The 24,037-nt window shown below is 71.5% G+C and carries 23 protein-coding genes; 14 read left to right on the top strand and 9 right to left on the bottom strand.

The genetic code is table 11. From position 1 onward, the window contains the following. Positions 1–27 precede the first annotated feature (27 nt). Complete coding sequence (locus tag AC1DZA_RS02290; protein WP_476760569.1) at positions 28–420, bottom strand: hypothetical protein; 393 nt, start codon at positions 418–420, stop codon at positions 28–30. Between the two features lie 353 nt (positions 421–773). Between AC1DZA_RS02290 and AC1DZA_RS02285 the strand changes: the two genes are divergently transcribed. The 5 genes from AC1DZA_RS02285 (at position 774) to AC1DZA_RS02265 (ending at position 6,151) form a co-directional block, all read left to right on the top strand. Then, the gene (locus AC1DZA_RS02285) at positions 774–1,685 is read left to right on the top strand and encodes an SDR family NAD(P)-dependent oxidoreductase (RefSeq protein ID WP_476771553.1); all 912 of its coding nucleotides are present in this window, start codon (positions 774–776) and stop codon (positions 1,683–1,685) included. Continuing rightward, complete coding sequence (locus AC1DZA_RS02280; protein WP_476771552.1) at positions 1,682–2,539, top strand: SDR family NAD(P)-dependent oxidoreductase; 858 nt, start codon at positions 1,682–1,684, stop codon at positions 2,537–2,539. Before AC1DZA_RS02285 ends, AC1DZA_RS02280 begins: the two co-directional genes overlap by 4 nt. Before the next feature lie 56 nt (positions 2,540–2,595). Then, a complete protein-coding gene (locus AC1DZA_RS02275; RefSeq protein WP_476771551.1) occupies positions 2,596–3,804 on the top strand; it encodes a low temperature requirement protein A in 1,209 nt (402 codons plus the stop codon). Between the two features lie 179 nt (positions 3,805–3,983). After that, complete coding sequence (locus AC1DZA_RS02270; protein ID WP_476771550.1) at positions 3,984–5,591, top strand: ABC-F family ATP-binding cassette domain-containing protein; 1,608 nt, start codon at positions 3,984–3,986, stop codon at positions 5,589–5,591. Between the two features lie 215 nt (positions 5,592–5,806). Beyond that, complete coding sequence (locus tag AC1DZA_RS02265) at positions 5,807–6,151, top strand: hypothetical protein (protein WP_476760565.1); 345 nt, start codon at positions 5,807–5,809, stop codon at positions 6,149–6,151. Between the two features lie 20 nt (positions 6,152–6,171). Here the strand turns inward: AC1DZA_RS02265 and AC1DZA_RS02260 are convergent, their stop codons facing one another. Further along, positions 6,172–6,747, bottom strand: coding sequence for a mismatch-specific DNA-glycosylase (locus AC1DZA_RS02260; RefSeq protein ID WP_476771549.1), 576 nt, complete (start codon positions 6,745–6,747; stop codon positions 6,172–6,174). Continuing rightward, the gene (locus tag AC1DZA_RS02255) at positions 6,728–7,270 is read right to left on the bottom strand and encodes a winged helix-turn-helix transcriptional regulator (RefSeq protein WP_476771548.1); all 543 of its coding nucleotides are present in this window, start codon (positions 7,268–7,270) and stop codon (positions 6,728–6,730) included. The genes AC1DZA_RS02260 and AC1DZA_RS02255 overlap by 20 nt, the downstream gene beginning before the upstream one ends. Positions 7,271–7,361: 91 nt before the next feature. On the opposite strand from AC1DZA_RS02255, the gene AC1DZA_RS02250 reads away from it, so the two are divergent. After that, complete coding sequence (locus AC1DZA_RS02250) at positions 7,362–7,961, top strand: dihydrofolate reductase family protein (RefSeq protein ID WP_476760562.1); 600 nt, start codon at positions 7,362–7,364, stop codon at positions 7,959–7,961. 125 nt (positions 7,962–8,086) lie between these two features. Next, entirely contained in the window at positions 8,087–9,532 is a 1,446-nt protein-coding gene (locus AC1DZA_RS02245; RefSeq protein ID WP_476771547.1) for a DUF1254 domain-containing protein, read from the top strand. Between the two features lie 56 nt (positions 9,533–9,588). Here the strand turns inward: AC1DZA_RS02245 and AC1DZA_RS02240 are convergent, their stop codons facing one another. Continuing rightward, entirely contained in the window at positions 9,589–11,094 is a 1,506-nt protein-coding gene (locus AC1DZA_RS02240; RefSeq protein ID WP_476771546.1) for a CitMHS family transporter, read from the bottom strand. 208 nt (positions 11,095–11,302) lie between these two features. On the opposite strand from AC1DZA_RS02240, the gene AC1DZA_RS02235 reads away from it, so the two are divergent. After that, positions 11,303–12,973 (top strand): sensor histidine kinase, encoded by a 1,671-nt coding sequence (locus AC1DZA_RS02235; RefSeq protein WP_476771545.1) that lies wholly within the window; start codon positions 11,303–11,305, stop codon positions 12,971–12,973. Further along, positions 12,970–13,638, top strand: coding sequence for a response regulator (locus AC1DZA_RS02230; protein ID WP_476771544.1), 669 nt, complete (start codon positions 12,970–12,972; stop codon positions 13,636–13,638). The genes AC1DZA_RS02235 and AC1DZA_RS02230 overlap by 4 nt, the downstream gene beginning before the upstream one ends. Here the strand turns inward: AC1DZA_RS02230 and AC1DZA_RS02225 are convergent. Both AC1DZA_RS02225 and AC1DZA_RS02220 read right to left on the bottom strand, forming a co-directional pair. Beyond that, positions 13,602–15,002, bottom strand: a complete 1,401-nt coding sequence (locus AC1DZA_RS02225; RefSeq protein ID WP_476771543.1) for a sensor histidine kinase — start codon at positions 15,000–15,002, stop codon at positions 13,602–13,604. The two genes, AC1DZA_RS02230 and AC1DZA_RS02225, sit on opposite strands and share 37 nt — an antisense overlap. Further along, on the bottom strand, positions 14,999–15,697 hold the full coding sequence (locus AC1DZA_RS02220; protein WP_476771542.1) for a response regulator transcription factor: 699 nt from the start codon (positions 15,695–15,697) through the stop codon (positions 14,999–15,001). The genes AC1DZA_RS02225 and AC1DZA_RS02220 overlap by 4 nt, the downstream gene beginning before the upstream one ends. Positions 15,698–15,870: 173 nt before the next feature. Here AC1DZA_RS02220 and AC1DZA_RS02215 point away from each other — a divergent pair, with 173 nt between their 5' ends. The 3 genes from AC1DZA_RS02215 to AC1DZA_RS02205 all read left to right on the top strand — a co-directional run bounded on the left by AC1DZA_RS02215 (position 15,871) and on the right by AC1DZA_RS02205 (position 18,794). Beyond that, a complete protein-coding gene (locus AC1DZA_RS02215) occupies positions 15,871–17,409 on the top strand; it encodes a glycosyltransferase family 39 protein (protein ID WP_476771541.1) in 1,539 nt (512 codons plus the stop codon). Continuing rightward, positions 17,406–17,930: a GtrA family protein gene (locus AC1DZA_RS02210; RefSeq protein WP_476771540.1), complete on the top strand. Its 525-nt coding sequence runs from the start codon at positions 17,406–17,408 to the stop codon at positions 17,928–17,930. Before AC1DZA_RS02215 ends, AC1DZA_RS02210 begins: the two co-directional genes overlap by 4 nt. A 150-nt stretch (positions 17,931–18,080) precedes the next feature. Beyond that, complete coding sequence (locus AC1DZA_RS02205) at positions 18,081–18,794, top strand: IclR family transcriptional regulator (protein ID WP_476771539.1); 714 nt, start codon at positions 18,081–18,083, stop codon at positions 18,792–18,794. A 13-nt stretch (positions 18,795–18,807) separates the two neighbouring features. On the opposite strand, the gene AC1DZA_RS02200 is transcribed toward AC1DZA_RS02205, so the two are convergent. Continuing rightward, positions 18,808–20,736 (bottom strand): FAD-binding monooxygenase, encoded by a 1,929-nt coding sequence (locus AC1DZA_RS02200; protein ID WP_476771538.1) that lies wholly within the window; start codon positions 20,734–20,736, stop codon positions 18,808–18,810. Positions 20,737–20,939: 203 nt separating this feature from the next. Here AC1DZA_RS02200 and AC1DZA_RS02195 point away from each other — a divergent pair, with 203 nt between their 5' ends. After that, positions 20,940–21,461, top strand: a complete 522-nt coding sequence (locus AC1DZA_RS02195) for a GNAT family N-acetyltransferase (protein WP_476771537.1) — start codon at positions 20,940–20,942, stop codon at positions 21,459–21,461. Positions 21,462–21,475: 14 nt separating this feature from the next. Here AC1DZA_RS02195 and AC1DZA_RS02190 read toward each other — a convergent pair whose 3' ends face one another. Together AC1DZA_RS02190 and AC1DZA_RS02185 are read right to left on the bottom strand one after the other, a co-directional pair. Then, positions 21,476–22,264: a serine/threonine-protein kinase gene (locus AC1DZA_RS02190; RefSeq protein WP_476771536.1), complete on the bottom strand. Its 789-nt coding sequence runs from the start codon at positions 22,262–22,264 to the stop codon at positions 21,476–21,478. A gap of 96 nt (positions 22,265–22,360) precedes the next feature. Next, the gene (locus AC1DZA_RS02185) at positions 22,361–23,296 is read right to left on the bottom strand and encodes a helix-turn-helix transcriptional regulator (RefSeq protein ID WP_476771535.1); all 936 of its coding nucleotides are present in this window, start codon (positions 23,294–23,296) and stop codon (positions 22,361–22,363) included. A 270-nt stretch (positions 23,297–23,566) separates the two neighbouring features. On the opposite strand from AC1DZA_RS02185, the gene AC1DZA_RS02180 reads away from it, so the two are divergent. Next, the gene (locus tag AC1DZA_RS02180) at positions 23,567–24,031 is read left to right on the top strand and encodes a DUF7882 family protein (protein WP_476760574.1); all 465 of its coding nucleotides are present in this window, start codon (positions 23,567–23,569) and stop codon (positions 24,029–24,031) included. Positions 24,032–24,037 lie beyond the last annotated feature (6 nt).

Raw genomic sequence — 24,037 nt, 5'->3', positions numbered from 1 at the left:
GCATCCGCCGGTCTGCGTGTGGGGTGATTACTCAGCCGCAACCTGCGCCGCTTGGAGCGGTCCGCTGAACGACTTGCGCAGCGAGCTCGGGGCGACGAGCGGGAGCAGCGTCGCGAGCAGCTTGGCCTTGAGCGTGACGGGCTGACGGGTGAGTTCCACGTCGACTCGGGTGCCGTGGTCGAGCGGCGTGAGCTGGAAGACCCAGCCGCCACCGGGCCCGAACACCTTCGAGTCGATGGTGGTGATGGTGACGCGGCTCGCGTCATCATCCCAGTCGTAGTGGGCGTGCTCCCATGCGGAGGCAGTCCCCTCGGTCACGTCGGCCCAGTGGTCGCCGAGGGCATGGACCTGGAAGTGCTCCGCGTCGATCGTGGGCCAGCGCTCGGCACGGGACGGGCTGAAGTCGGTGAGCACGGCCATGAGTTCAGGCGCAGTCAGCGTGGAAATGAGGTGAAATCTGACGGTCGGCATGGGGTTCCCTTCCTTCTCCGACGTGTTGATCGGTGGTGCCGATCAATCGGCACGGAGCCACGTTCTCGCGGAGGTGCGCACTGCCGCGCCCGGGTGGGCGACCGGTCGACCCCCGGGCAGGTGCTGACCGTCGACCGGTGGTCACCGCATCAGCTGCGCCCCCGGCTACCGACCCCCGGGTCACCGGATCCGCGAAACCCGGGTCCCTTCCGGGCAGTTGCCCGGGCGCGACGCCACGCAGCCGGGCAGCACGCTGAAACAGGTAGAGCGTCGGCGCACGGCAGGCGCAGAAGGGAAGACTCATGAACGAGCAACAGGGGGGCGCAGACAACCTGGTCTGGCTGATCACGGGAAGCTCGCGTGGCTTCGGCAAGCGGATCGTCGAAGCCGCGCTGGAACGAGGCGACCTCGTCGTGGCCACCGCCCGGCGGGCATCGGCGCTCGACGACATCGCGGCGCAATACGGGCCGGAGCGCGTTCTGGTCGCCGAGCTCGACGTCACCGACGCCGAGGCTGCGCGACAGGTCGTCGACCGCGCCGTTGACCGGTTCGGCCGGCTGGACGTCGTGGTCGACAACGCCGGGTACGCGAACAGCGGGTCGATCGAGGAGACTCCGGTGGAAGATTTCCGAGCTCAAGTCGAGACCAACTTCTTCGGCGTGGTCAACGTCACCCGCGCAGCACTGCCGGTCATGCGGTCCCAGCGGGCGGGCCTGTTCCTGCAGTTCTCCTCTGTGGGCGGCCGCATCGGCGGAACGCCGGGCCTCGGCGCCTACCAGGCCGCCAAGTTCGCCGTCGAGGGCTTCTCCGAGGTGCTGGCCGCCGAGTCCGCCCCGTTCGGTGTGCGGGTGGTGATCGTCGAGCCGGGCGCATTCCGCACCGACTGGCAGGGCGACTCGATGACCAAGCACCCGGCCGGACCGGACTACGAGGCGACCGTCGGCGCGATCCACGCGCTGCGCGATCAGGGCGACGGCAAGCAGCCGGGCGACCCGGCACGCGGCGCACGCGTGCTCGTCGGCCTCGCCCACGGGGATCTCGGCCGAGCCGGCGCCGACCTGCCCCTCCGGCTCCCGCTCGGCAGCGACGCGGTCGCCCGTGTGCTGGACGGCGAACAACGTCGTCTCAACGAAGCGCAGGCATGGGCCCCCGTCAGCCGTTCCGCCGACTTCCGCTCGGACGGCGACGAGGCAGCGGAAGGAGCCGCCGCATGAGCGACACCCTGACCTGGTTCATCACCGGCGCCGGCAGCGGCCTGGGCGCTGCCCTCGCCGAGCACGCACTCGATGTCGGCGATCGGGTGGTCCTGGCCGCACGCAGCGGTCACGATCTCTCCGCGGTCCGTGACCGGTACCCCGAGACCGCGCTGCCCGTGGAGCTCGACGTCGTCGACGCGGAGCAGCGGCGGCAGGCAATCGCGGCCGCCGAGGCGTGGGCGGGCGGGGTCGACGTCCTCGTCAACAACGCCGCGATCGATTTCCTGGGGGCGCTCGAGGAGCAGGACGAACGCGACATCCGCGCCCAGTTCGAAGTGAACGTGTTCGCACCGATCGAACTGATCCGGCTGGTGCTCCCGGGCATGCGGGCCCGCCGCAGCGGCATCGTCGTCAACATCTCGTCGATGGACGGCATCGCGAGCCTGCCCGCCAACGGGTACTACTCGGCGACGAAGTTCGCACCGGAGGGCCTCACCGAGTCGCTCTGGCAGGAGATCGAACCGATCGGACTGCGGGCCTTCCTCGTCGAGCCCGGATCGTTCCGCACCGGTATCGAGCAGCGCACGCACGTGTCCGGGCAGACGATCTCGGACTACGACGCGACCTCCGGAGCGTTCATTCGCGCGGTGTCGGCCGTGCGGCCGGAGCAGTTCCCCGGCGATCCCGACCGCGCCGCGGAGGCGATCGTCCACAACGTTCGCGCTCCCGAGCCGAGGCGTTGGCTGGTCCTCGGCAGCGATGCGTACCGTCGTATCGACGAGAAGCTGAGCCGCTTCCACGCCGAGTTCGACGCCGGTCGTGAGCTTGCCGGATCCACCGATTTCCCCGGCAGCGGGCCAGCGGTGCTGTGAACGCGAACCGCCACGACACCGTGAGGCAACTCCGCGTGGCCGGCCCGCCGCGCCGAGTGACCGAAACCGCTGGGGCCGCCTCCGTGCTGCCCGATGGTGATCGCGTCACGATGTTCGAGATCTTCTTCGACCTCGTCTTCGTGTTCGCCCTCATGCGCGTGATCGAGCTCATGGAGACGCAGCCGGGATGGGCCGGCCTCGGGCGAGGGCTGCTGTTGCTGCTCCTGCTCTGGTGGGCGTGGTGCGCGTTCATCTGGCTCGGCAACCGGGTGCGCCTCGACCGCGGCAACGTCGTCGCCGCGATCCTCGTGTCCATGGCGGCGCTGTTCGTCGCTGCGCTGGTGATCCCGTACGCCTGGGAGCCGCGCTCCGGATGGCTGAGCCCGGCCCTTGTACTCGCATTGGCGTTCACCATCGTGCGGACCAGCTACGTCTCGACGTTCCTCTGGACGTCGCGCGGCGACCGGCGCCTCCGCACGCAGGTGCTGATCGATGCAATCCCGCAGACGCTGTCCAGCGTGCTGCTGATCGTCGGAGCCATGCTCGGCGGGGACCTGCAGAGCGCGTGCTGGGCCGTGGCGTTCGGGCTGGACTTCGGAGTGGGATGGCTCGTCTCCCGGTACAACGGATGGCGGGTCGCCAGTCCGGCGCATTTCGTCGAGCGACACGGCCTGGTCTTGATCATCGCGCTCGGCGAGACGGTCCTCTCCTCGGGAGCCGGGCTGGGCTCGACCCTGAACGAGGGCACGGTCCAGGGTCTGTCGATTCTCGCGGCGGCGCTCGCATTCGTCGTCGTCGTCAGCCTCTGGTGGGCCTACTTCCGTGGTCCGTCAGCAGCCGCACAGCATGCCCTGCTGCGTGCGGCACCGAAACGTCGCCCCGCACTCGCCCGCGACGGCTACACCCTCGGGCACCTTCCACTGGTCGCCGGCGTCGTGTACGTCGCGCTCGGCATCCGGCTCATCCTCCAGGACGTCGTCGTCGCGCCCGGCGCTCCGGCACACTGGGTTGCGGTGATCGCACTCACCGGTGGTCTCGCGTGCTTTCTCCTCGGCCTCGGCGTGTTCGCCCGAGTGATGGTCGGCCGTTGGAGCGCCCCGCCTCTGATCGCCGCGGGTGGTTCGATCGTGCTCGGCGTGGTTGCCGTGGGGCTTCCCTCCCTGGCGGTGCTGTTCCTCGTCGCGGTCCTCGTTGTTGCCGCAGCCCTCACTACTGCGGTGGCCCTTCACGATATGCGGGATCGCTGCACGCTCCCGCGTGACTGACCTCTTCCACTGCCTCGTCACCTTTCCCGGCGACGGCAAGGTGTCGCGCGTCATACGAGCGCGGCCTCAGACATCTGGCACTCCCGCCGATATCTTCCAGCAGCGTCCGCAGCACTCAGCTCGGCGCCGCACACCTCGTTCACCCTCACTGCCGGCAGCACGCAGAAGGAGCACCATCCATGTCCGCGAAATCCGCCATCATCCTCCGCGACCTGTCGTTCGAATGGCCAGACGGAACCGCCGCACTCGACCATCTCAACGGCACCCTCTCATCAGGTCGCACCGGCCTCGTCGGCCGCAACGGCGCCGGCAAGTCCACCCTGCTGCGGCTGATCGCCGGAGAACTCCGGCCGACGTCGGGACAAGTCGATGCGGTCGGCGACATCGGCTACCTGCCGCAGAAGCTGACGCTCACCACCTCCACGACCATCGCCGAGCTCCTGGGCATCGAGCGTGCACTCACGGCCCTGCGGGCCATCGAGGCGGGTGACGTCCACGAGCGCCATTTCGAGGCCGTCGGCGACGACTGGGACATCGAGTCCCGCGCTGACGAGGCACTCACCGAGATCGGCTTCACAGCCGCCGACCTCGGCCGCCGCGTCGAGGAGATCTCCGGCGGTGAGGCGATGCTCATCGCCATCACCGGCCTGCGCCTCCGGCGCACCGCGATCACCCTGCTCGACGAACCGACGAACAACCTTGATCGGCCCACCCGCGCACAACTCGCGCGCATCGTCGATGCCTGGCCGGGCACGCTGGTGGTCGTGAGCCACGACCTCCAGCTGCTCGAACACATGGACGACACCGCGGAATTGCACGCCGGCCGGCTCGAGGTGTTCGGCGGCCCCTACAGCGTCTGGCGGGCATACCGGGACCAGGAGCAGGATGCCGCGACGCAGGCGGCGCGGGCCGCGCAGCAAGCGCTGAAGGTCGAGAAGCGCCAGCGCGTCGAAGCCGAGACAAAGCTCGCTCGACGGGAACGCACCGCGAAGAAGACACAGAAGGACGGGGGCATCCCGAAGATCCTCGCGGGCGCCCGCGCCAGCAAGGCTCAGGGCGCTGCCGGATCGATGCGCTCGACCCTCGACGACAAGGTCCGGGCCGCGCAGGCTGCCGTCGACGCGGCGGACTCGCGCGTCCGCAACGAGGAGCACATCCACCTCACGCTCCCCGACTCCGATGTGCCCCGCAGCCGTCGCATCGCCGAGATCCACGACCGGAACCGCACGGTCGTCATCCAGGGCCCCGAACGCGTCGCGCTGGTGGGCCCGAACGGGTCCGGCAAGTCGACGCTCATCGGTCAGCTGCTCACCGGCGGCGAACCGACCGACGGGCGACCGCGCGGAACGCTGCTCACCGATCGGGTCGGATATCTCCCGCAACGCCTCGACAGCCTCGACGAAACCGCGAGTGCATTGGAGAACGTGAAGACCGTCGCGCCCGGCAGCACGCCCGGGGCCATCCGCAACCAACTGGCAAGGCTCCTGCTGCGCGGCGATGGCGTCGACCGTCCGGTCGCTACACTGTCCGGCGGTGAGCGCTTCCGCGTGTCCCTGGCTCGGCTCCTGCTCGCCGACCCGCCCGCGCAGCTGCTGATCCTCGACGAGCCGACGAACAACCTCGACGTCGCAAGTGTGGAACATCTGGCCGAAGCGCTCGACGGCTACCGGGGCGCCTTGCTCATCGTCAGCCACGACCAGTCTTTCCTCGACCGGCTCGGGATCGACATGGTCATCGAGCTCGACGGAGCCGGGCGGATTCGTCAAGGCGGCGAGCGAGACAACTGATGGTGGGCGCGTCTCCTGATGAACGTGAGGCACCAATCTCCGGGAGCACCGCGGCGAGACACGCGACCTGATCCGGTCGTCTCGCCCGCTCGCGGCATCCGGTGTCGTCGCCCGCTCGCGGCATCCGATCGCACACGCACGCGCTGCGCCTGCCGCGTCAGCCCGGCGAGGTCAAGCCCTGTCGTGCGACGGTCGCGCCGGACCACGATGGATGAATGGACCGGATACATTACGCGGGCGACTCCGTCGTCACTGGTTCGGCGATCGCTCGAGCAGTACTGGAGTACGCGAAGGCCTTGGCGAAGGCGAATCAATCCGAGACCGTGGAGATCCCCACACTGGCGCCCGACGGGACCATCAGCAGGTCGACACTGCTCATCGGTCCCGCCAGCCAGCTGATCGCCGACGTCGAGCCGCCCGAGGGCGCCGCAGACGGCGAGGAGATCGTCGATGACGAGTTGGTCGGATACTTCCAGGCGGAGACGGCGAAGCTGACGCAGCACGCGTACCCGGCACGCGCGAACGACACGTCCGACCCCGAGTGGATGGACGAGCTCTAGGTTCCACGGGCAGGGCCGATTCAGGCGGGGTACGGCTCGATGCCGGCCGCGATCGCGACCTCGCGGTAGGCCGACGTCAGGTCATCGAGCGAGGCGTGGGCGTTGAGGCCGCTCGGGTTCGGCACGACCCACACCTGGGCGTCGTCCCATTCGCGCGGCTGCCGTCCGACCCGGGCGTGCGGTTCCTCGAACGCCACCCGGTAGGCGCTGATCCCGAGGACGGCGACCACCCGGGGTCGCACGGTCGCCACGCGTTCCCGCAGCGCGACGGCTCCCGCTCGCAGCTGCGATGGCGTCAGCTCGGCGGCGCGGGCGGTGGCCTGCGGGACGATGCAGGTGAATCCGATGCCCCGTTGCTCGAGATGGCGCACGTCATCGGGATCGAACCCCTTCGAGGCGTCGATGAGCCGATCGGTGACGCCGGCGCGGAAGAGGGCGGGCCAGAAGCGGTTGCCCCGGCGCGCGAAGTGCGCCTGCACCGCCACGGTGAGCAGGCCGGGGTTGATGCCTACGACCAGGAGGCGGGTCGGCTGCGGAATCAGGTCGGGAAGCGTTCGGCCGGTGAACGCGGCGAGCTCAGCCCGGCTGTAGGGCATGCCGCGTCGTCGTCTGGCTGTCGTCCGTCTCGCCGTCACCGCGAGCGAGCTCGGCCTCGTAGGCGGCACGGAGTTCCCCGAACGGCGACGGCTCGCCCGGCGGTCGCGGCACGCCGAGGTGCTGCTCGCGGAGCTCGTCCATGAACCGATCCCAGAACTCGGGGCCGCCGCGCTCGAGCAGTTCGGCGCGCACGGAGAGCTCACGGCTCGCCGGCAGGTGACGGCGCCCCCAGGCCCCGAGCTGCGCCAGCACGGGCACGAGCTGGATGGCCGGCTCGGTCAGGCTGTAGACGACCTTCTGCTTGTGGCTCGGGTCGGGCGCACGGGTGACCATGCCGAGCTCGGTGAGACGGCGAAGCCGGTCGGCGAGGATGTTCGACGCGATGCCCTCGTCGGATTCGGCGAGCAGTTCGTTGAAGTGCCGCCGGTTGCCGAACATCATGTCGCGGATGACGATGAGCGACCACTTGTCGCCGAACACCTCGAGCGACAGGTTGATCGGACATCCCGACCGCTGTTCCATGTTCGACCTCCGATTTCCGCTTGCAGTCTACAACTGGTCTGCGGTAGCCTGCCAACCAATTGCAGATCACAACCAGTTGAGGAGTTCGATCGTGGGCAAGGTGTACAGCGACATCGCCGTCTCGCTCGACGGCTTCGCCGCAGGCGTGAACCAGCGTGAGGAGAAGCCGCTCGGCGAGATCGACGAGAACTGGCTGCACGGGTGGATGTTCGAGACCCCCGACGAGAACCGGGCGGAGATCGACGCGATCGTCGACTCGGGCGCGACCATCATGGGCCGCAACATGTTCGGACCGGTGCGCGGCGAGTGGGACCGCGACTGGCGGGGCTGGTGGGGCCCGAACCCGCCGTATCACGGGCCGGTCTTCGTGCTGACCCACTTCGGGCACGACCCGATCGAGATGGAGGGCGGCACCACCTTCCACTTCGTCACCGACGGCATCGAGTCGGCCATGGAGCAGGCGCGCGACGCGGCCGGCGACCGGGACATCTCGATCGCCGGGGGCGCATCGACCGTGAACCAGTACCTGGCGGCCGGGCTCCTCGACGAGCTTCGGCTGCACGTGACGCCCTGCATCCTCGGCGCCGGCGAGCGCGTCCTCGACGGCGTGCCCGCGCAGCAGCTCGAGCTGGTGTCCGTGCGGCCGGCGTCACGCGTGACCCACCTCACCTATCGAGCCGCGCGACCGTAGGCGGATTGTCGCACGCTCATCCCAGCCGGGCAATCACGTCATGTGGATGATGCCGCCGCGGGCGCCATGACGCAACCTCGAGGTGTCGACCGACGAGGGGATGGTCGACCGATGAGGGGATGAGCGTGGCGATCGAGCGAACCGACAGCGTGAAGACGACGGCGGAGCAGCTGGCCGAGGAGGTGGCGCACGTCTCGACGCCCGACCGGCTGGCCACGCCCTTCGGAGACCTCGAGTTCTTCGACGGGGTGCCCAAGGCCGAGTCGGTCCAGTCGATCTTCGACGGGCTCGACCTCGTACGCGGCATCGACGCGTTCCTGACGGCCGTGCCCGGCGCGTCCCTCGTCGCGATGCGGCGAGGCCTGCGCAACGCGGGCGTCGACTCGCCCGACACGATCGGCTACACCGATCCGCGGGCGAATTCGGGGGCCATCTTCCTCACGCCGAACACCGAGACCACCTACGGCACCACCTTCCTCGACCTGCGGGCGTGGGGACCCACCGTCGTCGAGGTGCCCGCACAGTCGCTCTGCGTCGTCGACGACTTCTGGTTCCGCTACGTCGCGGACATGGGCATCCCGGGTCCCGACCAGGGAGCGGGCGGGAAGTACCTGTTCCTGCCACCGGGCTACGACGGCGAGCGTCCCGACGGCTACTTCACCTACGAGAGCCCGACGTACACGAACTGGATCGTGCTCCGAGCGCTCGGCGGAGTGCCCTCCATCAAGCAGTCCAGGATCTATCGACTGGCCGACGCCGACGCCGCACCCGAGAACACGTTCGTGAACATCGCCGACGAGGTGTTCAACACCGTCCACGCGAACGACGTCTCCTTCTTCGAGGAGATCGCGGAGCTCGTCGCCGAGGAACCGACGGCGGCGCTCGACCCCGAGCGAGCCGGCACCCTCGCGTCCATCGGCATCGCCCACGGCCGGCCGTTCGCACCCGACGACCGCCTGCGCGGCATCCTCGACGAGGCGGCGCGCATCGGGGCGGCGATGTCGCGCGCGATCCTCTACAAGACCCGCGACCCCGAGGCGTACCGCTGGGAGGGGCGCTCGTGGAAGAACCCGTTCATCGGCGGCAGCTACGAGTTCCTCACCGACGGCGCCCGGAACCTCGACGCGCGCACCCTGTTCCACTACGCGGCGACGGTGATCACGCCGGCGATGGCCCACGCGCAGGTCGGAGCCGGCTCCGCGTACCTCTACACCGCCGAGGACGCGGACGGCGCACTCCTCGACGGAGCCGCCACCTACTCGCTCAGGGTTCCCGCGAACCCCCCTGCGAAGAACTTCTGGTCGGTCGACGTGTACGACACGCAGACCCGGTCACTGCTGCAGTCCACCGCCTACCCGGCGGTGTCGAGCCTCACCGGCGACCTCGAGGTGGAGGACGACGGTTCGTGCGTCCTGTGGTTCGGCCCCACCGCGCCGGAGGGCAGGGAGTCCAACTGGATCCCCACCCTCCCCGGCAAGTCCTGGTGGCCGGTGCTGCGGCTCTACGGCCCGCTCGAGCCGTGGTTCGACCTCACCTGGCAGCTGCCCGAGATCGTCCGCGAGCGCGACTGACCCGCGTCACCCGAAGCACGACTGACCCGCGTCATCCGAAGCGCGACTGACCCGCGTCATCCGAACGGGATCGCCCCGACGACCACCCCGACCGTCAGCATCACCAGCGAGACGATGACGGCTCGCCACAGCACCTTCTTGTGGTGGTCGCCGAGGTTCACGCCCGCGAGCGACACGAGCAGGAGGATCGCCGGCACGAGGGGGCTCTGCAGGTGCACCGGCTGGCCGGTGATCGACGCGCGGGCCATCTCGACGGGGTCGATGCCGTAGGTCGCCGCGCTCTCGGACAGGATCGGCAGGATGCCGAAGTAGAACGCGTCGTTCGACATGAAGAACGTCATCGGGATCGAGAGGATGCCGGTGATGACGGCGAGGTACGGCCCGAGCGCCTGGGGCACGACGTCGACGACCCAGTCGGCCATCGCGGTCACCATGCCCGTGCCGTTGAGCACGCCGACGAGCACCCCGGCGGCGAGCACCATCGAGACGACGCCGACGATGCTCGGTGCGTGCGCGACGATCTCGTCGGCCTGCGCGCGCACCTTCGGGAAGTTCACGATGAGCGCCACGGCGGCGCCGATCATGAAGACGAACGGCAGCGGCACGACGTCGATGACGAGCAGCACCATCACCGCGAGCGTCAGCGCCAGGTTGAACCAGATGAGCTTCGGCCGCAGGGTCGCACGGGCGGGGTCGAGCACCGTGTCGGCCATGACGGTGTCGCGCTCGTCCTCGCCGACGGTCATCGTCCCGGTCGATCCGCCCACCGGGTTGATCGTCATCACGTTCGTCGTCGACAGGGTCGCCCGCGCCCCGACCGAGGCCTGCGCCCCGCGCAGGAGACCCAGTCGGTTCCGGATGCCGCCGGCGGCGCCGCGAAGCCCGGACGCGGCATCCGTCGCCCGCTCCCCCGCCCACTCGCTCACCATGAGGTCGCCCGCGGCGAGGGTGCCGAGCCGCTTGCGCTCGCCGAGGCCGAGCATCCAGGCGAACGCGAGCGAGACGGCCAGGCCGACTGCGAGTGAGGGCAGCATGGGCACGAAGATGTCGGTCGGCGAGACCTGCAGCGCCGACGCGGCCCGCACGGTGGGACCGCCCCACGGGACGATGTTGAGCGTGCCGTTCATGAGGCCGGCCACGCAGGTGAGCACCACCGGGCTCATGCCGAGGCGCAGGTAGATCGGCAGCATCGCCGAGGTCGTGATGATGAACGTCGTCGAGCCGTCGCCGTCGAGCGAGACCGCCCCCGCCAGCAGCGCCGTGCCGAGCACGACCTTCGCCGGGTCGTTGCCGAGCAGCCTCGTGATGAAGCGGATCAGCGGATCGAACAGCCCGACGTCGATCATGATGCCGAAGAACATGATGGCGAACATCAGCAGGGCCGCCGTGGGCGCGAGGGCGCCGATGGACTCGAGCACCATGTCGCCGATGCCGAGCCCCGCGCCGGCGAACAGGCCGAAGATCGTGGGAACGACGATGAGGGCGACCATGGGCGTGAGCCGCTTGGTCATGATCAGCGCCATGAAGGCGAGGATCATGGCGAATCCGAGTATGACGAGCATGTCGACTCCTTTGTCGGGCTGGTACGGGTACGGGCACGCTACGCACCGGATGCCCCGTGCGGCGGGTATCGCGCATTGCCCGCCGTTGTGCGCATTGACCGGGTTCTGCGCATTGTGCGCGGCGGGTCGCGGCCGAAGCGGACGCGGCATCCGGGCGTAGCGTTGAGGCAGACCCGCGAACACCGCGGGGTGACCGACGGAGGTCGACGTGCGGTTCGCCGACTCGATGCTGCTGCTGGTGCTCGGATGCGTCGTGGCGGTCGTCGCGGTGTGCCTCGCGGTCTTCGCGTGGCTCGGCGTGCAGCAGCTGCGCACGCAGACCGAGGGCGAGGCGCTGAGCATCGCCCGCACCCTCTCGGAGGATCCGGACCTGCGGGCTGCCGTCGCCGGCTACTCCGCACGGGCCGCGGCTCCCGCGGTCGACGAGCTGCGGGGCGGGCCGGTCGCCGCGGCGGCGGGGGCCGTGCAGGCGCGCACGGGCGCGCTGTTCGTGGTCGTGACCGACGACCGCGGAATCCGGCTCGCGCACCCCGACCCCGACCGCATCGGCGAGGAGGTCAGCACGAGCTTCGCCGCGGCGCTGGCCGGCGAGGAGACCGTGTCGTGGGAGCGCGGCACGCTCGGCGAGTCGGCTCGGGCGAAGGTGCCCGTCTACGCGCCCGGCACGGCGCGGCCCGTGGGCGAGGTCAGCGTGGGCTTCGCGCCCGCGAGCGTCTTCGACGACCTGCCCACCCTGCTCGCGGGCGTCGCCGTCGCCGCCCTGGCCGCACTCTCGATCGGCGTGCTCGTCGCGGTGCTGCTGCGGCGCCGGCTCGAGCGGCTGACGCTCGGCCTGCAGCCCGAGGAGCTCACGGCGCTCGTGCAGCAGCAGGCGGCGGTGCTCGACGGCGTGGGCGACGGCGTGGTGGCCGTCGCACCCGACGGGATCATCCGGGTGTGCAACGCGGTCGCCGAGCGGATGCTGGGGGTGAACGATCCGGTGGGCGCCCGCGTCGACGCGCTGGGCCTCGCGCCGGCGCTCGCCGCCGCGCTCGATCCCGCGGCACCTCCGCCCGACCCGACCTCGGCCTTCCCGTCGGGGGAACGCATCCTCTACGTCGACCGTCGCCCGGTGCGCCGGCTCGGCCGGGACCTCGGCGTGGTGTTCGTGCTGCGCGACCGCACCGACCTGATGGCGCTGTCGGAACGCCTCGACGCCGTGGGCTCGATGACGAACGCCCTGCGAGCCCAGCGGCACGAGTTCGCGAACCGGGTGCACGTCGCGGCGGGCCTCATCGACGCCGGCCGGGTCGATGAGGCGCGCTCGTTCCTCGACGAGCTCCGCGGCCGCGGCCCGATCGCGGCCCCCGGCGGCCGGCTCGAGCGCATCGAGGAACCCCTGCTGCAGGCCATCGTGGGGGCGAAGGCGATCGAGGCGGCCGAGCGGGGCGTGCAGGTGACCGTCGCCGAGGGCTCCTTCGTGCGCGGCACGCTCTCGGCGCCCGAGGATGTCGGCGCGGTGCTCGGGAACCTCATCGACAACGCCGTGCGGGCCGCGCTCTCCGCCGAGCGCACGCCGAGGCAAGTGGAGGTCGAGCTGCTCGACGACGCCGACGTGCTGGCGATCACCGTCGCCGACTCGGGAGCCGGGGTGGCCGACCCGGCGCGGCTGTTCTCCGGGGGCGACGACGCAACAGTGGCCGGAGCGCAGGCGGGGGCGGCTGCGGGCCGAGCGCCGGCCGACGCGGTGCACGGCCACGGCATCGGCTTGCCGCTCATCCGCGACCTCGCACGCCGGCGCGGCGGCGACGTGTGGCTGGCCGACGCCGGCGGCGGGCAGGGCGGAGCCGTCTTCTGCGCGCGCCTGCCCGGCGTGATGTCCCCTCGGGAGGAACCGTGACCGAACCCGTGCGCGTGCTCATCGTCGACGACGACTTCCGGGTGGCCGGGCTCCACCGCGAGATCGTCGCCGGCCGATCGGGCGTGCAGGTGCTCGACCCCGTGTACACCGCGGCCGCCGCACGCGCGGCGGTGCGCGACCATGCCCCCGACCTCCTGCTCGCCGACGTCTACCTGCCCGACGGCGACGGCATCTCGCTCGTGCGCGAGCTCGACCTCGACGCGTTCGTCATCACGGCGGCGTCGGATGCCGCGACGGTGCGCCGCGCGCTGCGGGCCGGCGCCCACGCCGTGCTGATCAAGCCGTTCCCGCCCGCCCTCCTGGCGGAACGCATCGACGCGTTCGTGCGCTTCCGCAACGTGCTCGGCGCCGACCGGGCGCTCGACCAGGAGGCCGTGGACCGGGCCGTCCGCATCCTGCACGGCAGCGCCTCGCCGACCGCGTCGCGATCGCCGACCGAGCAGCTGCTCCTCGAGCGGCTCGGCGATGGCGAGTGCTCTGCCGCCGAGGCCGCCGAACGCGCAGGCATCTCGCGGGCGACCGCCCAGCGCCACCTCTCGGCGCTCGTCGACCGCGGGCTCGTCGAGGTCTCGCTCCGCTACGGCACCACGGGACGGCCGGAGCACCGCTACCGGCGTCGCTCCGGCGCCGGCCCGGCCGGCTGACCGGCGCCGGCACTCGCCTGCGGCAGGTCCACGACCACCGCGAGGCCGATGCCCGGCTCGTTCTCGAGCCGGACCGTGCCGCCGGCGCGCCGCACGATGGCATCGATGATCGACAGGCCGAGGCCGACGCCGGAGCCCGCAGTGCGCGAGGCATCCGATCGGCTGAATCGCTCGAGGGCGTGCGGCACGAAGGCGGGGTCGAGCCCGCCGCCCGTGTCCGAGACGGTGAGCCGAAGGCCGCGGGGCGTGTGCTCCAACCGGATGCCCAGGACGCCGGCCGACCCCATCGCGTACGCCGCGTTGTCCACGAGGTTGTCGACGATGCGACCGAAGTCCTCTGCGGCGATGGCGAAGCGCTCGGCGGTTTCGACCTCGTGCGGCCCGTCGTAGCGCACGTCGACGTCGGTGCCCGTGAGCCGGAACCTGGCCCAGTCGGACGCCTCCACCGCCTCGCGCTCCAGATCCCGGGCTGTCGACGCCACCGGCGCCCTGGCTTCGGCCTCGATGGCGGAGAGGTCGAGGAGCGACGCGACGAGCGCGGACAGCCGCGCGACGTCCCGTTGGGCGCCGTCCAGGTCCGCCCGGAGCTCATCGCGCGACGCGCCCTCGGCCGCAGCCAGCTGCAGACGTGCGCTGAGGATCGCCAGTGGCGTGCGCAGCTCGTGGCTCGTGTCGGAGACGAGCTGGCGCTCGCGAACCGATGCCGCGCGAAGCCGGACGATGAGGTCGTTGAGCGTGCGTGCGAGCTGAGCGATCTCGTCCTCGGCCGGGCCGACGGGGAGGAGCTCGGCCGACGGCGCGGCGCTCAACCGTTCTGCGCTCCGCCGGATCCTCTCCACGGGGGCGAGCGACGCCGTCGTGAGCATCCAGGCCGCGACGCCGACGCCGATGAGCACCAGCGCGAGCCCCGCGATGACGAGGAGCCGCATCTGGGTGAGCACCGTGGACTCCTCGGTGGCGTTGCGAGCGGCGACGACGGTCCACTCACCGTCGGCGGCGTCCACGGGGCGGGCGAGCACGTCATAGGCGGTCCCGTCCACGGCCACCTGGGTCAGCGTGCCGTGGGCGACGAGCTCGGATCGCAGCTCGCGGAGCTTCCTGGGCAGCGTGTCCACGCGCGTGCTCCCATCGGGTGTCACGACCGCGACATGCTGACCCGGTCCCGGGGCGTCGAACGATTCGCCCGGCTCACCGCGGATCGCGAGCACGTACGGCTCGCTGTCGCTCTCCAGCACGGCGAGCGTGCCCTCGTGCACGATCCGCTGGACCTGGGCGTCGATGCTGACGCCCGCGACGATGGCGACGAGGATCGCGATGATCAGGCTCCCGCCGGTGATGCGGGCTCGGATCGAGAGCCGGTTCATGCGTCGGATCCTGCAATCAGCCGGAATCCGACCCCGCGGGTCGTGACGATGCGCGCTCCCGCCTCGACATGGTCGAGCTTGCGCCGCAGGGAGCTGACGTACTGGTCGACGATGTTCGGATCGATGTGGGCGCCCCCCTCCCAGACGTCCTCGAGGATCGTCGCCCGGGTGACCGTCTCCTCCCGGTGCAGCGCCAGCGTGCAGAGCACGTCGAACTCCGTTCGGCTGAGCGGGAGGTCGCGTTCCTCCACCCGCGCGCGATGCCTGCGGAGGTCGACGGTCAATGCGCCCACCTCGATGCGCGCCGGCAGCTGCAGGGCGTCCCGGCGGCGCACGGCCCGGATCCTCGCGGCCAGCTCGGCCAGGTCGAACGGCTTCACCAGGTAGTCGTCGGCACCCGAATCCAGTCCGCGCACCCGGTCGTCGACCTCTCGGCGGGCGGTGAGCAGGATGACCGCCATGCCGGGGTCCAGGTCCTTCAATCGCCGGCTGAGCTCGAAACCCGACATGCCGGGAAGCATGACGTCGACGACGGCGACCTCGAAGCCCGCTCCCGAGGCCTCGCCCATGGCGGAGATGCCGTCGTGCGCCTCGACCACGACGTGGCCGTCGGCACCGAGACCTCGGGCGAGGAGCGCCGTCAGCTCGGGCTCGTCGTCGACCACGAGGATGCGCATCGCCGGGCCTCCCTTCACCTGGGTGCCCCTCCAGACATCCTAGGCAGCGGGGCCGCGGGCGCCCCCGGGTGCGCGGCACGGCAGCGGCGCACGGGCCGTTCCTGAACGAACTCTCAGACGGCGCCGCCGTCGGCCCCATGACCGCCACAGCCGCCGGTCCAACGATTGGGGGCACGAGGAGGGAGGCGGGCATGGCGAGCCGGCCGGTGGCACGTGCGTCGCGCGCGGCGTGGATCGGGTCCGTCGGCGGGTGGGCACGGCGCTTCGGCGCTCCGCTGGTCGGCCTCGCTGCGACCCTGATCGCCGTCACCGGCTCCGGCACGCCGTCGTACTGGGGCGACGAGGCTGCGAGCGTGCTGTCGGCGGAACGGTCCGTCCCGAGCCTGCTCTCCCTCCTCGGCCGCATCGACGCCGTGCACGGGGCGTACTACCTCTTCCTGCACGAGTGGATCGGGCTCGTGGGCTCGTCCGAGGCGTCGGTGCGCCTCGCGAGCGCCGTCGCGGTGGGCTTCGCCGCGGCCGGAACCGTCGTGGCGGGCACGCGCCTCGCCGGGCGGACGACGGGGATCCTGGCGGGATGCGTGCTCGCCGTGCTGCCGATCGTCACCCGGCTCGGCATGGAGGCGCGATCGTACGCCTTCACCATGGCGGCGTCAGCGTGGCTCACGGCGTGGTTCATCGCCCTCGTCCGACGTCGTGAGTCGCGATGGTGGGCGTGGGCTGGGTACGGAATCGCGTTCGCCGGGGCCGTGTACCTGTTCCTGGACGTCGCCCTGCTCGTGATCGTGCAGGCCGCGGTGCTCCTGGCCTACCGGCGAGGCCGCTCGACGGTGCTCGCCTGGCTCGGGGCATCCGCCACCGCCGCTGCGCTCGCCCTGCCGATCATCGTCGTGGGTGCTTCGCAGCGAGCCCAACTGTCCTTCCTCGCACGCCGAGACTATGCCACGGCGGAGTCGGTCCTCGTCGCGCAGTGGTTCGGCTCCTCCTGGTGGCTGGCGGCGGCCATCTGGTCGCTCGTCGTGGCCGCGGTCGTCTCGACGATCCTCGTGCCCGCCATGCGCCCGTTCCGGCGAGCCGTGCTCGTCGGAACCGCCTGGGTCGTCGGGCCGACTGCGGCGCTGCTCGCGGGCAACGCGTTGCTCGGGGCCATGTACAACCCGCGCTATCTCTCGTTCTGCGCTCCCGCCGTCGCGCTGCTCGCGGCCGTGGGCATTCGCGGCGCGGGGGCCTGGCTCGCGGTCCGCGCGCCGCGGACGGTCCACCTGCAGCGCCTCGTCCCGCTCATGGCGCTCGTCGTCATCGTCGTCGTGGCCGCACCGGGCTACCTCGCTCAGCGCGGCCCGTTCGCGAAGGACCACGGTGCCGACTTCCGGCAGGCGGCCGCCGTGGTCGGCTCGTACGCCGTACCCGGCGATGCCATCGTGTTCGACCAGTCGACGAAGCCGTCCCGCCGCCCGAGGCTCGCGCTCGACCTCTACCCCGCGCAGTTCGCGGGGCTCGAGGATGTCGCCCTGCGGCGGCCCCTGGCGTCGCGGCGCTGGCTCTGGGACTCCGTGGCACCACTGCGGAGCGTCCTCCATCGGGTGGAGGCGCACACGAGGGTCTGGGCGGTCGAGAGCGAGGGCGACACCACGGATGTGGCCGAGCTCCGCTCGCTGGGGTACGAGGTGGAGCGGCAGATCCCGGTGCATCGCTCGGTCGTCTACGAACTGGTCAGGCAGGGATCATGAGACGACTGAGCCTGGCGCGTCAATTGATCTCGTTCGCGGCGATCGGCGGCGTCGGCTTCGTGGTGGACGTCGGCGTCTTCAACCTGCTCACGGCGTCGGTGCTCTCATCGCAGGTCGCCGGGGGGCCGATGTTCGCGAAGGCGATCTCGACGACCGCTGCGATCGCCGCCAACTGGATCGGGAACCGCACGCTCACCTTCCGCTCCGAGCGGCGCGCCGACGCAGGACGGGAAGCCGTCGAATTCGCCCTCGTCAGCCTCGCGGGCAGCGCCATCTCGCTCGCCTGCCTGGGCATCACGCATTACGGGCTCGGGTTCACCTCGCGTCTCGCCGACAACGTGTCCGCGAACGTCATCGGTCTGCTCGCCGGCTCCGCCTTCCGCTTCATCGCGTACCGGTCGTGGGTCTTCCGCGACCGGGCTCCGGCGCGCGAGCCGGCCACGGGCGCGCGCGCCGATGGACGAGCGCCCCTGAGCGCACGATGGCGGCGTGCATCTTCTCGACCGCCTCACGAAGCCTGACGTTGCGCCCGCCGAGCCGGGCAGCGCGCAGTTCGCCGACGTCGACCACGGAGCCGCGCTCGCGGCCGATCCGCACGGTGACACATCGTCCATACTGTGATCGAGCAGGATGCCGCCGCACACCTGACCGACGCTCGGAGGGGAACCACGATGGCCGACGAGATCGCTGCCGCGCCGCAGTCGCAGACGCTGTCCCGCGGCATCCGGGTGCTCGAGATCCTCGCCGACGCGCGCGAGCCGCTCACGATCGACGAGCTCGCGAGCCGCCTGGGGGTGCACCGCTCGGTCGCCTACCGCCTGCTCCGCACGCTCGAGCACCACCGGCTCACGGTGCGCGACGCCCGCGGCCGCATCGTGCTCGGCGCCCGCCTCGCGGCGCTCGCGGCAGGGGTCGCCCACGACCTGCAGGCGGAGGCGCTGCCCGAGCTCACGAGCGCCGCGAACGAGCTCGGCATGACGTGCTTCCTCGCCGTGCTCGACGGCGACGAGATCGTGACGCTGACGAGCATCGAACCGCGGCACGCGATCGCATCGGTCGCGCAGCGGCCGGGCACGCGACACGCGATCGGCATCGGCGCACCCGGCAAGGTCATCCTCGCCGGCCTGCCGGACGCCGACTGGCCGGGCGACGCGGATGCCTCGCGGCGGGCGGAGCTCGACGAAGCCCGGGTGCGCGGCTACGCGACGAGCCACGACGAGGTCATCCCCGGGCTCCGGTCGACCGCCGTGCCGCTCGTGCTGCCGAGCGGCCAACCGGCCGCCCTCGCCGTGGTCTACGTGTCGAGCGCGCGAACCGACGCCGAGATCGCGGCGCGGCTGGTCGAGGCGTCGCGGTCGATCCGCGGTGCGCTCGGCGCCGCCTGACCCGTCGGCGCGCTCACACCCCTGACGCCGTCACCGGCCGGTCCGCCCGCAGGATGGGGGCGAAGAATGCGGCGAGCTCGTCGGTCGCACTCAGCGGCAGCACGTTCGCCACGTACTGGTCGGGGCGCACCACGACGACGACGCCGCCGCGGTCGATCCCCCGGCCCCCGAAGATGTCGTCCCCGGGGTCGGCCGCGTACACCTTCTCGTAGTCGACGAGCTCGAACGGGCCCGAGCGCGGCAGGAACGCCCCGGGCACGGCCCCGAGGTCCACCTCGGTGTACGGCTGCTGGTAGACCACCTTGACGTCGAACCAGGCGTCGCGGTCGGCGCCGTCGGGGGTCGCCGCCAGCGGCGAGTCCGCCGCGGTGTCGAGCCACTCGGCGAGGGTCGCGACGCCGGATGCCGCGCCGGCGCGCGCAGCGTCGGCGAACACGTAGATGCGCCACCGGCCGTCGGCGGTCGCGTGGTGGCCGAGGTGCACCGGGTTCGCGTCGCACACCCGAACGACCGGCGCCGACCTGAACCGCCTGCCGATCGGGAAGCCCTCGGCGAGCGCCTGGTGCGACGCCTCGGCGACGACGAGCGACGGCGCGTACTGGGTCATGAAGCCCGCGGGGAACTCGAACGTCTGCGCGTAGAACTCCTCGAGCTCCGACGGGGAGGCGAACTCCTCGGGCTTCTTCGCCATCATCGTCGACCACTGCTTGTCGAAGTCGATGAGGTTCTGCGCGACGACCTGACGTTCGGCCGAGTACGTGGCGAGCAGGGCCTCGGGAGCGCGTCCCTCGAGCACGTGTCCGAGCTTCCAGCCGAGGTTCCAGCCGTCCTGGATGGAGACGTTCATGCCCTGGCCGGCCTTGGCACTGTGGGTGTGGCAGGCGTCGCCGGCGATGAAGACCCGCGGGGTGCGAGAGCCCGCGGCATCCGTCGGCACGTCGTCGAAGCGGTCGGTGAGGCGGTGCCCGACCTCGTAGACGCTGTGCCACGCCACGTGCCGCACGTCGAGCGTGTAGGGGTGCAGGATCTCGTTCGCCCGGGCGATGACCTGCTCGATGCCGGTCTGGCGCACGTGGTGATGGTCGTCGGCCGGCACCTCGCCGAGGTCGACGTACATGCGGAAGAGGTAGCCGCCCTCACGCGGGATGAGGAGGATCGAGCCCGCCTCCGACTGGATCGAGCACTTCGTGCGGATGTCGGGGAAGTCGGTGACCGCGAGCACGTCCATCACGCCCCACGCGTGGTTGGCCTGGTCGCCGGCCATGTGGCATCCGATCGCGGCGCGCACCCGGCTGCGCGCGCCGTCGGCGCCCATCACGTACCTCGCGCGCACGATGCGCCGCTCGCCCTCGTGCTCGCCTGACGTGTGACGGAGCGTGACCGTGACCGGGTGCGCGCCGTCCGGGTCGCCGTCCTGCGCGCCGTCGGCGACCTCGAGGCCCTCGAACTCGTAGCCGAAGTCGGGGGCCAGGCGCGTCGGGGCGTTGGCGGCGAACTCCGCGAAGTAGTCGAGCACGCGCGCCTGGTTGACGAGCAGGTGTGGGAACTCGCTGACGCCGGCGGGGTCGTCGGGCGTGCGCTTGGCCCGCACGATGCGCGACGGGTCGGCCGGATCGGGCTTCCAGAACACCATCTCGGTCTGCCAGTAGGCCTCGGCGACGATGCGCTCGGCGAACCCGAACGCCTGGAACGTCTCGACGCTGCGCGCCTGGATGCCGTCGGCCTGGCCGATCTCGAGCCGCCCGGGGCGGCGGTCGATGATGCGGGTCGTCACGTTCGGGAACATCGCGAGCTGCGCCGCGGCGATCATGCCCGCGGGGCCGGCGCCCACGATGAGCACGTCGACCTCGTCGGGCAGCTCGGCAGGGCGGTCGAGGCCGACGCCGGCGGCGGGCAGCACCCGCGGGTCGCCGGACACGTAGCCGTGGTGGTGGAACTGCACGGGTTCTCCTCACATCATCGTGCGGTGGGCTCGACCGATCACGGTCGTTGCGTGTTCGATAATCGAACTTGCAATTCACATATCGCGCATACACGATGGTAGGCGGGGCGGTGCGGGGTGGCAAGCCGGCTCCGCAGACGCCGCGATGCCTCGCAGGCGCGCCGGGCCGTGCGCCGGGCCGCCCGCCCGCATACACTGCTGCGGTGATCCGACCCGAGCGCCCCGACGACGCCGACGCCATCCACGAGCTCACCGTCATCGCCTTCGACCCGATGCCGTTCAGCGACGGGACCGAGGCGCCCATCATCCGCGCCCTGCGCGCAGCGGGCGAGCTCACGGTCTCGCTCGTCGACGAGGAGGACGGCGAGGTCATCGGCCACGTGGCGTTCTCACCGGTCACCGTCGGCGGGGCCGACGTGGGGTGGTACGGCCTCGGCCCGATCTCCGTGCACCCCGGCCGCCAGCGTCGGGGCATCGGCAGCCGGCTCGTCGCGGCCGGCCTCGACGAGCTCCGCGAACGGGGCGCACGCGGATGCGCGCTCATCGGCAACCCCGCGGTCTACGGCCCGATGGGCTTCGTCGGCGACGACGGCCTCACCTACCGCGGACTCGGCGAGGGGCTCGTGCAGCGCGTCGTGCTCGAGGGCGAGCCGATGCACGGCGAACTGCGGTTCGCCGACGCGTTCGAGGCGTACGAGGACGAGGACGAGGACGCCCACGAGTAGCGGCAGGCGACCCGTCAGGGCACGATGAGGCCGAGCGAGACGGTGCCCGCCGTGCTCAGCCGGGCCACCGCGAGCCCGTAGCCGTCGGGGCCGTACTCCACGCTGAGCCCGTCGAGCGGGAAGATGCCCTGGGTCGTGCACTCCCGCCGGAACGGCCCCGTCGGAAACGCGAGCACGAGGCAGACGTCGGCGCCGTCGAACGCGCGCACGACGAAGGCCGACGGACCGTCGGTGCGCGAGGCGACCAGCCGAACCGACGCCGGGTCGACCGAGTCGTCGATCCCCGCGATGCGAGCGGCCTCGTCGGCGAGCGGAAGGCGATCGAACAGCTGCGGGATCCTCGTGTCCTCGACGGGCACTCCCGGCTCGGGCGTCGACACGATGCCGAACCGCGACGACGAACTCGACGTCGCGGGCACCCGCTGCGCGGTCGACCAGCCGAGCGCCCCTCCCACGAGCAGCCCCACGGATGCCGCGACCGCGCTCCAGCGCACGAGTCGGCGTCGCCCGCCATCCGCCATCGGCGCCGTCGTCGGGCGGGCGGTCGGGGGCCGACCGCCCGCCGGCGCGGCATCCGTCGTCGTCACGCCCCGATCGCGGGGTGCGACCGCCTCGGCGGCCTCGATCGACTGGCCGGGTTCGACCGGTTCGACGCGCGCGACCGGCTCGGCGCGCTCGACCGGCTCGACCCGCCGGGAGAGGTCCTCGAGCTCGGCCATGGCCTCGGCCCGCTCCTCGTCCGTGGCATCCGCGCCGTAGGCGATCCGCTGCAACTCGCGGATGCGGCGCTCGGTGGCGTTCACGCCCGGCCCCCTTCACGGCTTCGGAGCCAAGCATGCATCCGCATCGGTCGGGCGGCAAGGGGCTGGACGCCGGTTGGTCCAGCCCGCCGCAGCGCGTCAGCGGGAGCGCAGGGTCTCGGAGGGACGCTCGCCGAACGCCCGCCGGTAGGAGTCGGCGAACCGCTGGTGATGCGCGAACCCCCACGCCCGGGCGACCTTCGCGACCGTCGCATCGGGCCCGGCCGCGCGGAGGTCCGAGCGCGCCCCCTCCAGCCGGATCCGCCGCAGCACCTGGGCCGGCGACTCCCCCAGTTCCCGCGTGAAGGCGAAGTGCAGGCCGCGGGTGGAGATGAACACCGCGCTCGCGACATCCGTGATCGTGATGGGCTCACCGGCGTGCGCGTGCATGTACTCGACCGCTCGACGCACCACCGCGGAGCCACCCCTGCCCGCGTCGGCCGAGTCGAGCCAGTTCGTGGGGAACGCGTGGAGGAACGCGGTGGCCAGGCGGTGGAACGTCGCGTTCGCGACCAGCGGCGCATCGAGGAGGTCGGGCTCGCGGTCGAGCGACGACCGGACGGCGCCGAGCACCGTCGACCACTCCTCGAGGGTCTCGGGCGAGTTGGCCACGAGGCCGGTGCGCCGCAGGCGGAGCCCGTCGTTCCCGGTCGCGACGCGGGCGATCCGCTCGACCGCGGCGAACTGCAGCGCGACCACGGAGCTGCGCCGCTCGTCCCATCGCACGGAGAGGCCCTCCACCGGCGCCAGCAGCGGCTGGCAGGGGTCGAGGTCGGTCGGGCCGTGCGTCAGGTGGTAGTCGCGACCCTCACCGCTGATCACGGTCAGGTCCTCGGTGCCGCCGGTCGCCGTTCCCGGGGCCGTCCATGCGGAGTCGATGAAGGAGAACCGGCCGGCCGTCGACAAGCGGACCCGCACGTGGAATCGCCCGGCGTCGTCCACCCCGAACCGGCGCTCGGGGAAGTACTCCGCGAACCAGTCGTGCGCGGAGTCGAGGTCGTCGAACGACCGGGACTGGTGCTCCAGTGCGACCACGCGCGGTCCTCCTTCCGACCCGGCCGGTCCCATTCGGACGACCGGACATGACTCCGTCGACGCCGATCGTCCGCAATCGGTACAACCACGTCCGAACACGGAACAGCGAGCCTGTGCCGAGGGATCCTCAGTCTCACAGATCGTACCTTGGACGCGTGGTCGGGCCGAACCGACGGTCGGGGGGAACCGTTGCACGAGCGACCCGCACCGCATCCGCGTCGGCGACCCGACGACACGGAGGCAGAACGAGTTCGGAGGCCCCCCTTGGGCATGCTGGTCTACCACAGCACCACGACCCTCATGATCGACGACCGCATCCTCGCGCACCTCCAGGTCGTCATCATCAACAAGCTTCGTCGCCGCGAGTCGTTCACCTTCACCTGGCGTGATGAGGGCGGCCACGATTCGGTGTGCTGGATCGGCCCGGCCATCGGGCTGGAGTTCGTCTACTCGGGCAACCGGCATCCGCTGCTCAACCGCGAGTGGCTCGAACTGCTCGCGGGCTCAGCCAATTCGAACGCGGGGCTCATGGTCATGCCCGAGCCCGCTCCGACGACTCGGATCGACCAGCCCATCCAGCCGCGCACGCCCTCGAAGGCCGTCCCACTGGAGCCGACACCGACGCCGACACCGACCCCACCGGTGCCGACGCCGGCGCCGACGGCGCGGAAGCCGACGCGACCGGAACGCGTTCCCGTGTCGGCACCGCTGACTCCAGAGCTCCCTGACGTGTGAGACCGC

This window comes from Agromyces sp. P2_B3 (assembly GCF_056404815.1).
Note: the sequence above shows the minus strand (reverse complement) of the source record. Positions and strands in the feature narration are given on the sequence as shown.

What these genes read in the sequence shown, in the direction of transcription:
- AC1DZA_RS02205 (WP_476771539.1), top strand. Translation starts at nt 18,081, where the DNA reads ATGGCCGACGAGATCGCTGCCGCGCCGCAGTCGCAGACGCTGTCCCGC.
- AC1DZA_RS02280 (WP_476771552.1), top strand. Translation starts at nt 1,682, where the DNA reads ATGAGCGACACCCTGACCTGGTTCATCACCGGCGCCGGCAGCGGCCTG.
- AC1DZA_RS02265 (WP_476760565.1), top strand. Translation starts at nt 5,807, where the DNA reads ATGGACCGGATACATTACGCGGGCGACTCCGTCGTCACTGGTTCGGCG.
- AC1DZA_RS02255 (WP_476771548.1), bottom strand. Translation starts at nt 7,270, where the DNA reads ATGGAACAGCGGTCGGGATGTCCGATCAACCTGTCGCTCGAGGTGTTC.
- AC1DZA_RS02225 (WP_476771543.1), bottom strand. Translation starts at nt 15,002, where the DNA reads ATGAACCGGCTCTCGATCCGAGCCCGCATCACCGGCGGGAGCCTGATC.
- AC1DZA_RS02180 (WP_476760574.1), top strand. Translation starts at nt 23,567, where the DNA reads ATGCTGGTCTACCACAGCACCACGACCCTCATGATCGACGACCGCATC.
- AC1DZA_RS02270 (WP_476771550.1), top strand. Translation starts at nt 3,984, where the DNA reads ATGTCCGCGAAATCCGCCATCATCCTCCGCGACCTGTCGTTCGAATGG.
- AC1DZA_RS02240 (WP_476771546.1), bottom strand. Translation starts at nt 11,094, where the DNA reads ATGCTCGTCATACTCGGATTCGCCATGATCCTCGCCTTCATGGCGCTG.
- AC1DZA_RS02215 (WP_476771541.1), top strand. Translation starts at nt 15,871, where the DNA reads ATGGCGAGCCGGCCGGTGGCACGTGCGTCGCGCGCGGCGTGGATCGGG.
- AC1DZA_RS02260 (WP_476771549.1), bottom strand. Translation starts at nt 6,747, where the DNA reads ATGCCCTACAGCCGGGCTGAGCTCGCCGCGTTCACCGGCCGAACGCTT.
- AC1DZA_RS02285 (WP_476771553.1), top strand. Translation starts at nt 774, where the DNA reads ATGAACGAGCAACAGGGGGGCGCAGACAACCTGGTCTGGCTGATCACG.
- AC1DZA_RS02290 (WP_476760569.1), bottom strand. Translation starts at nt 420, where the DNA reads ATGGCCGTGCTCACCGACTTCAGCCCGTCCCGTGCCGAGCGCTGGCCC.
- AC1DZA_RS02210 (WP_476771540.1), top strand. Translation starts at nt 17,406, where the DNA reads ATGAGACGACTGAGCCTGGCGCGTCAATTGATCTCGTTCGCGGCGATC.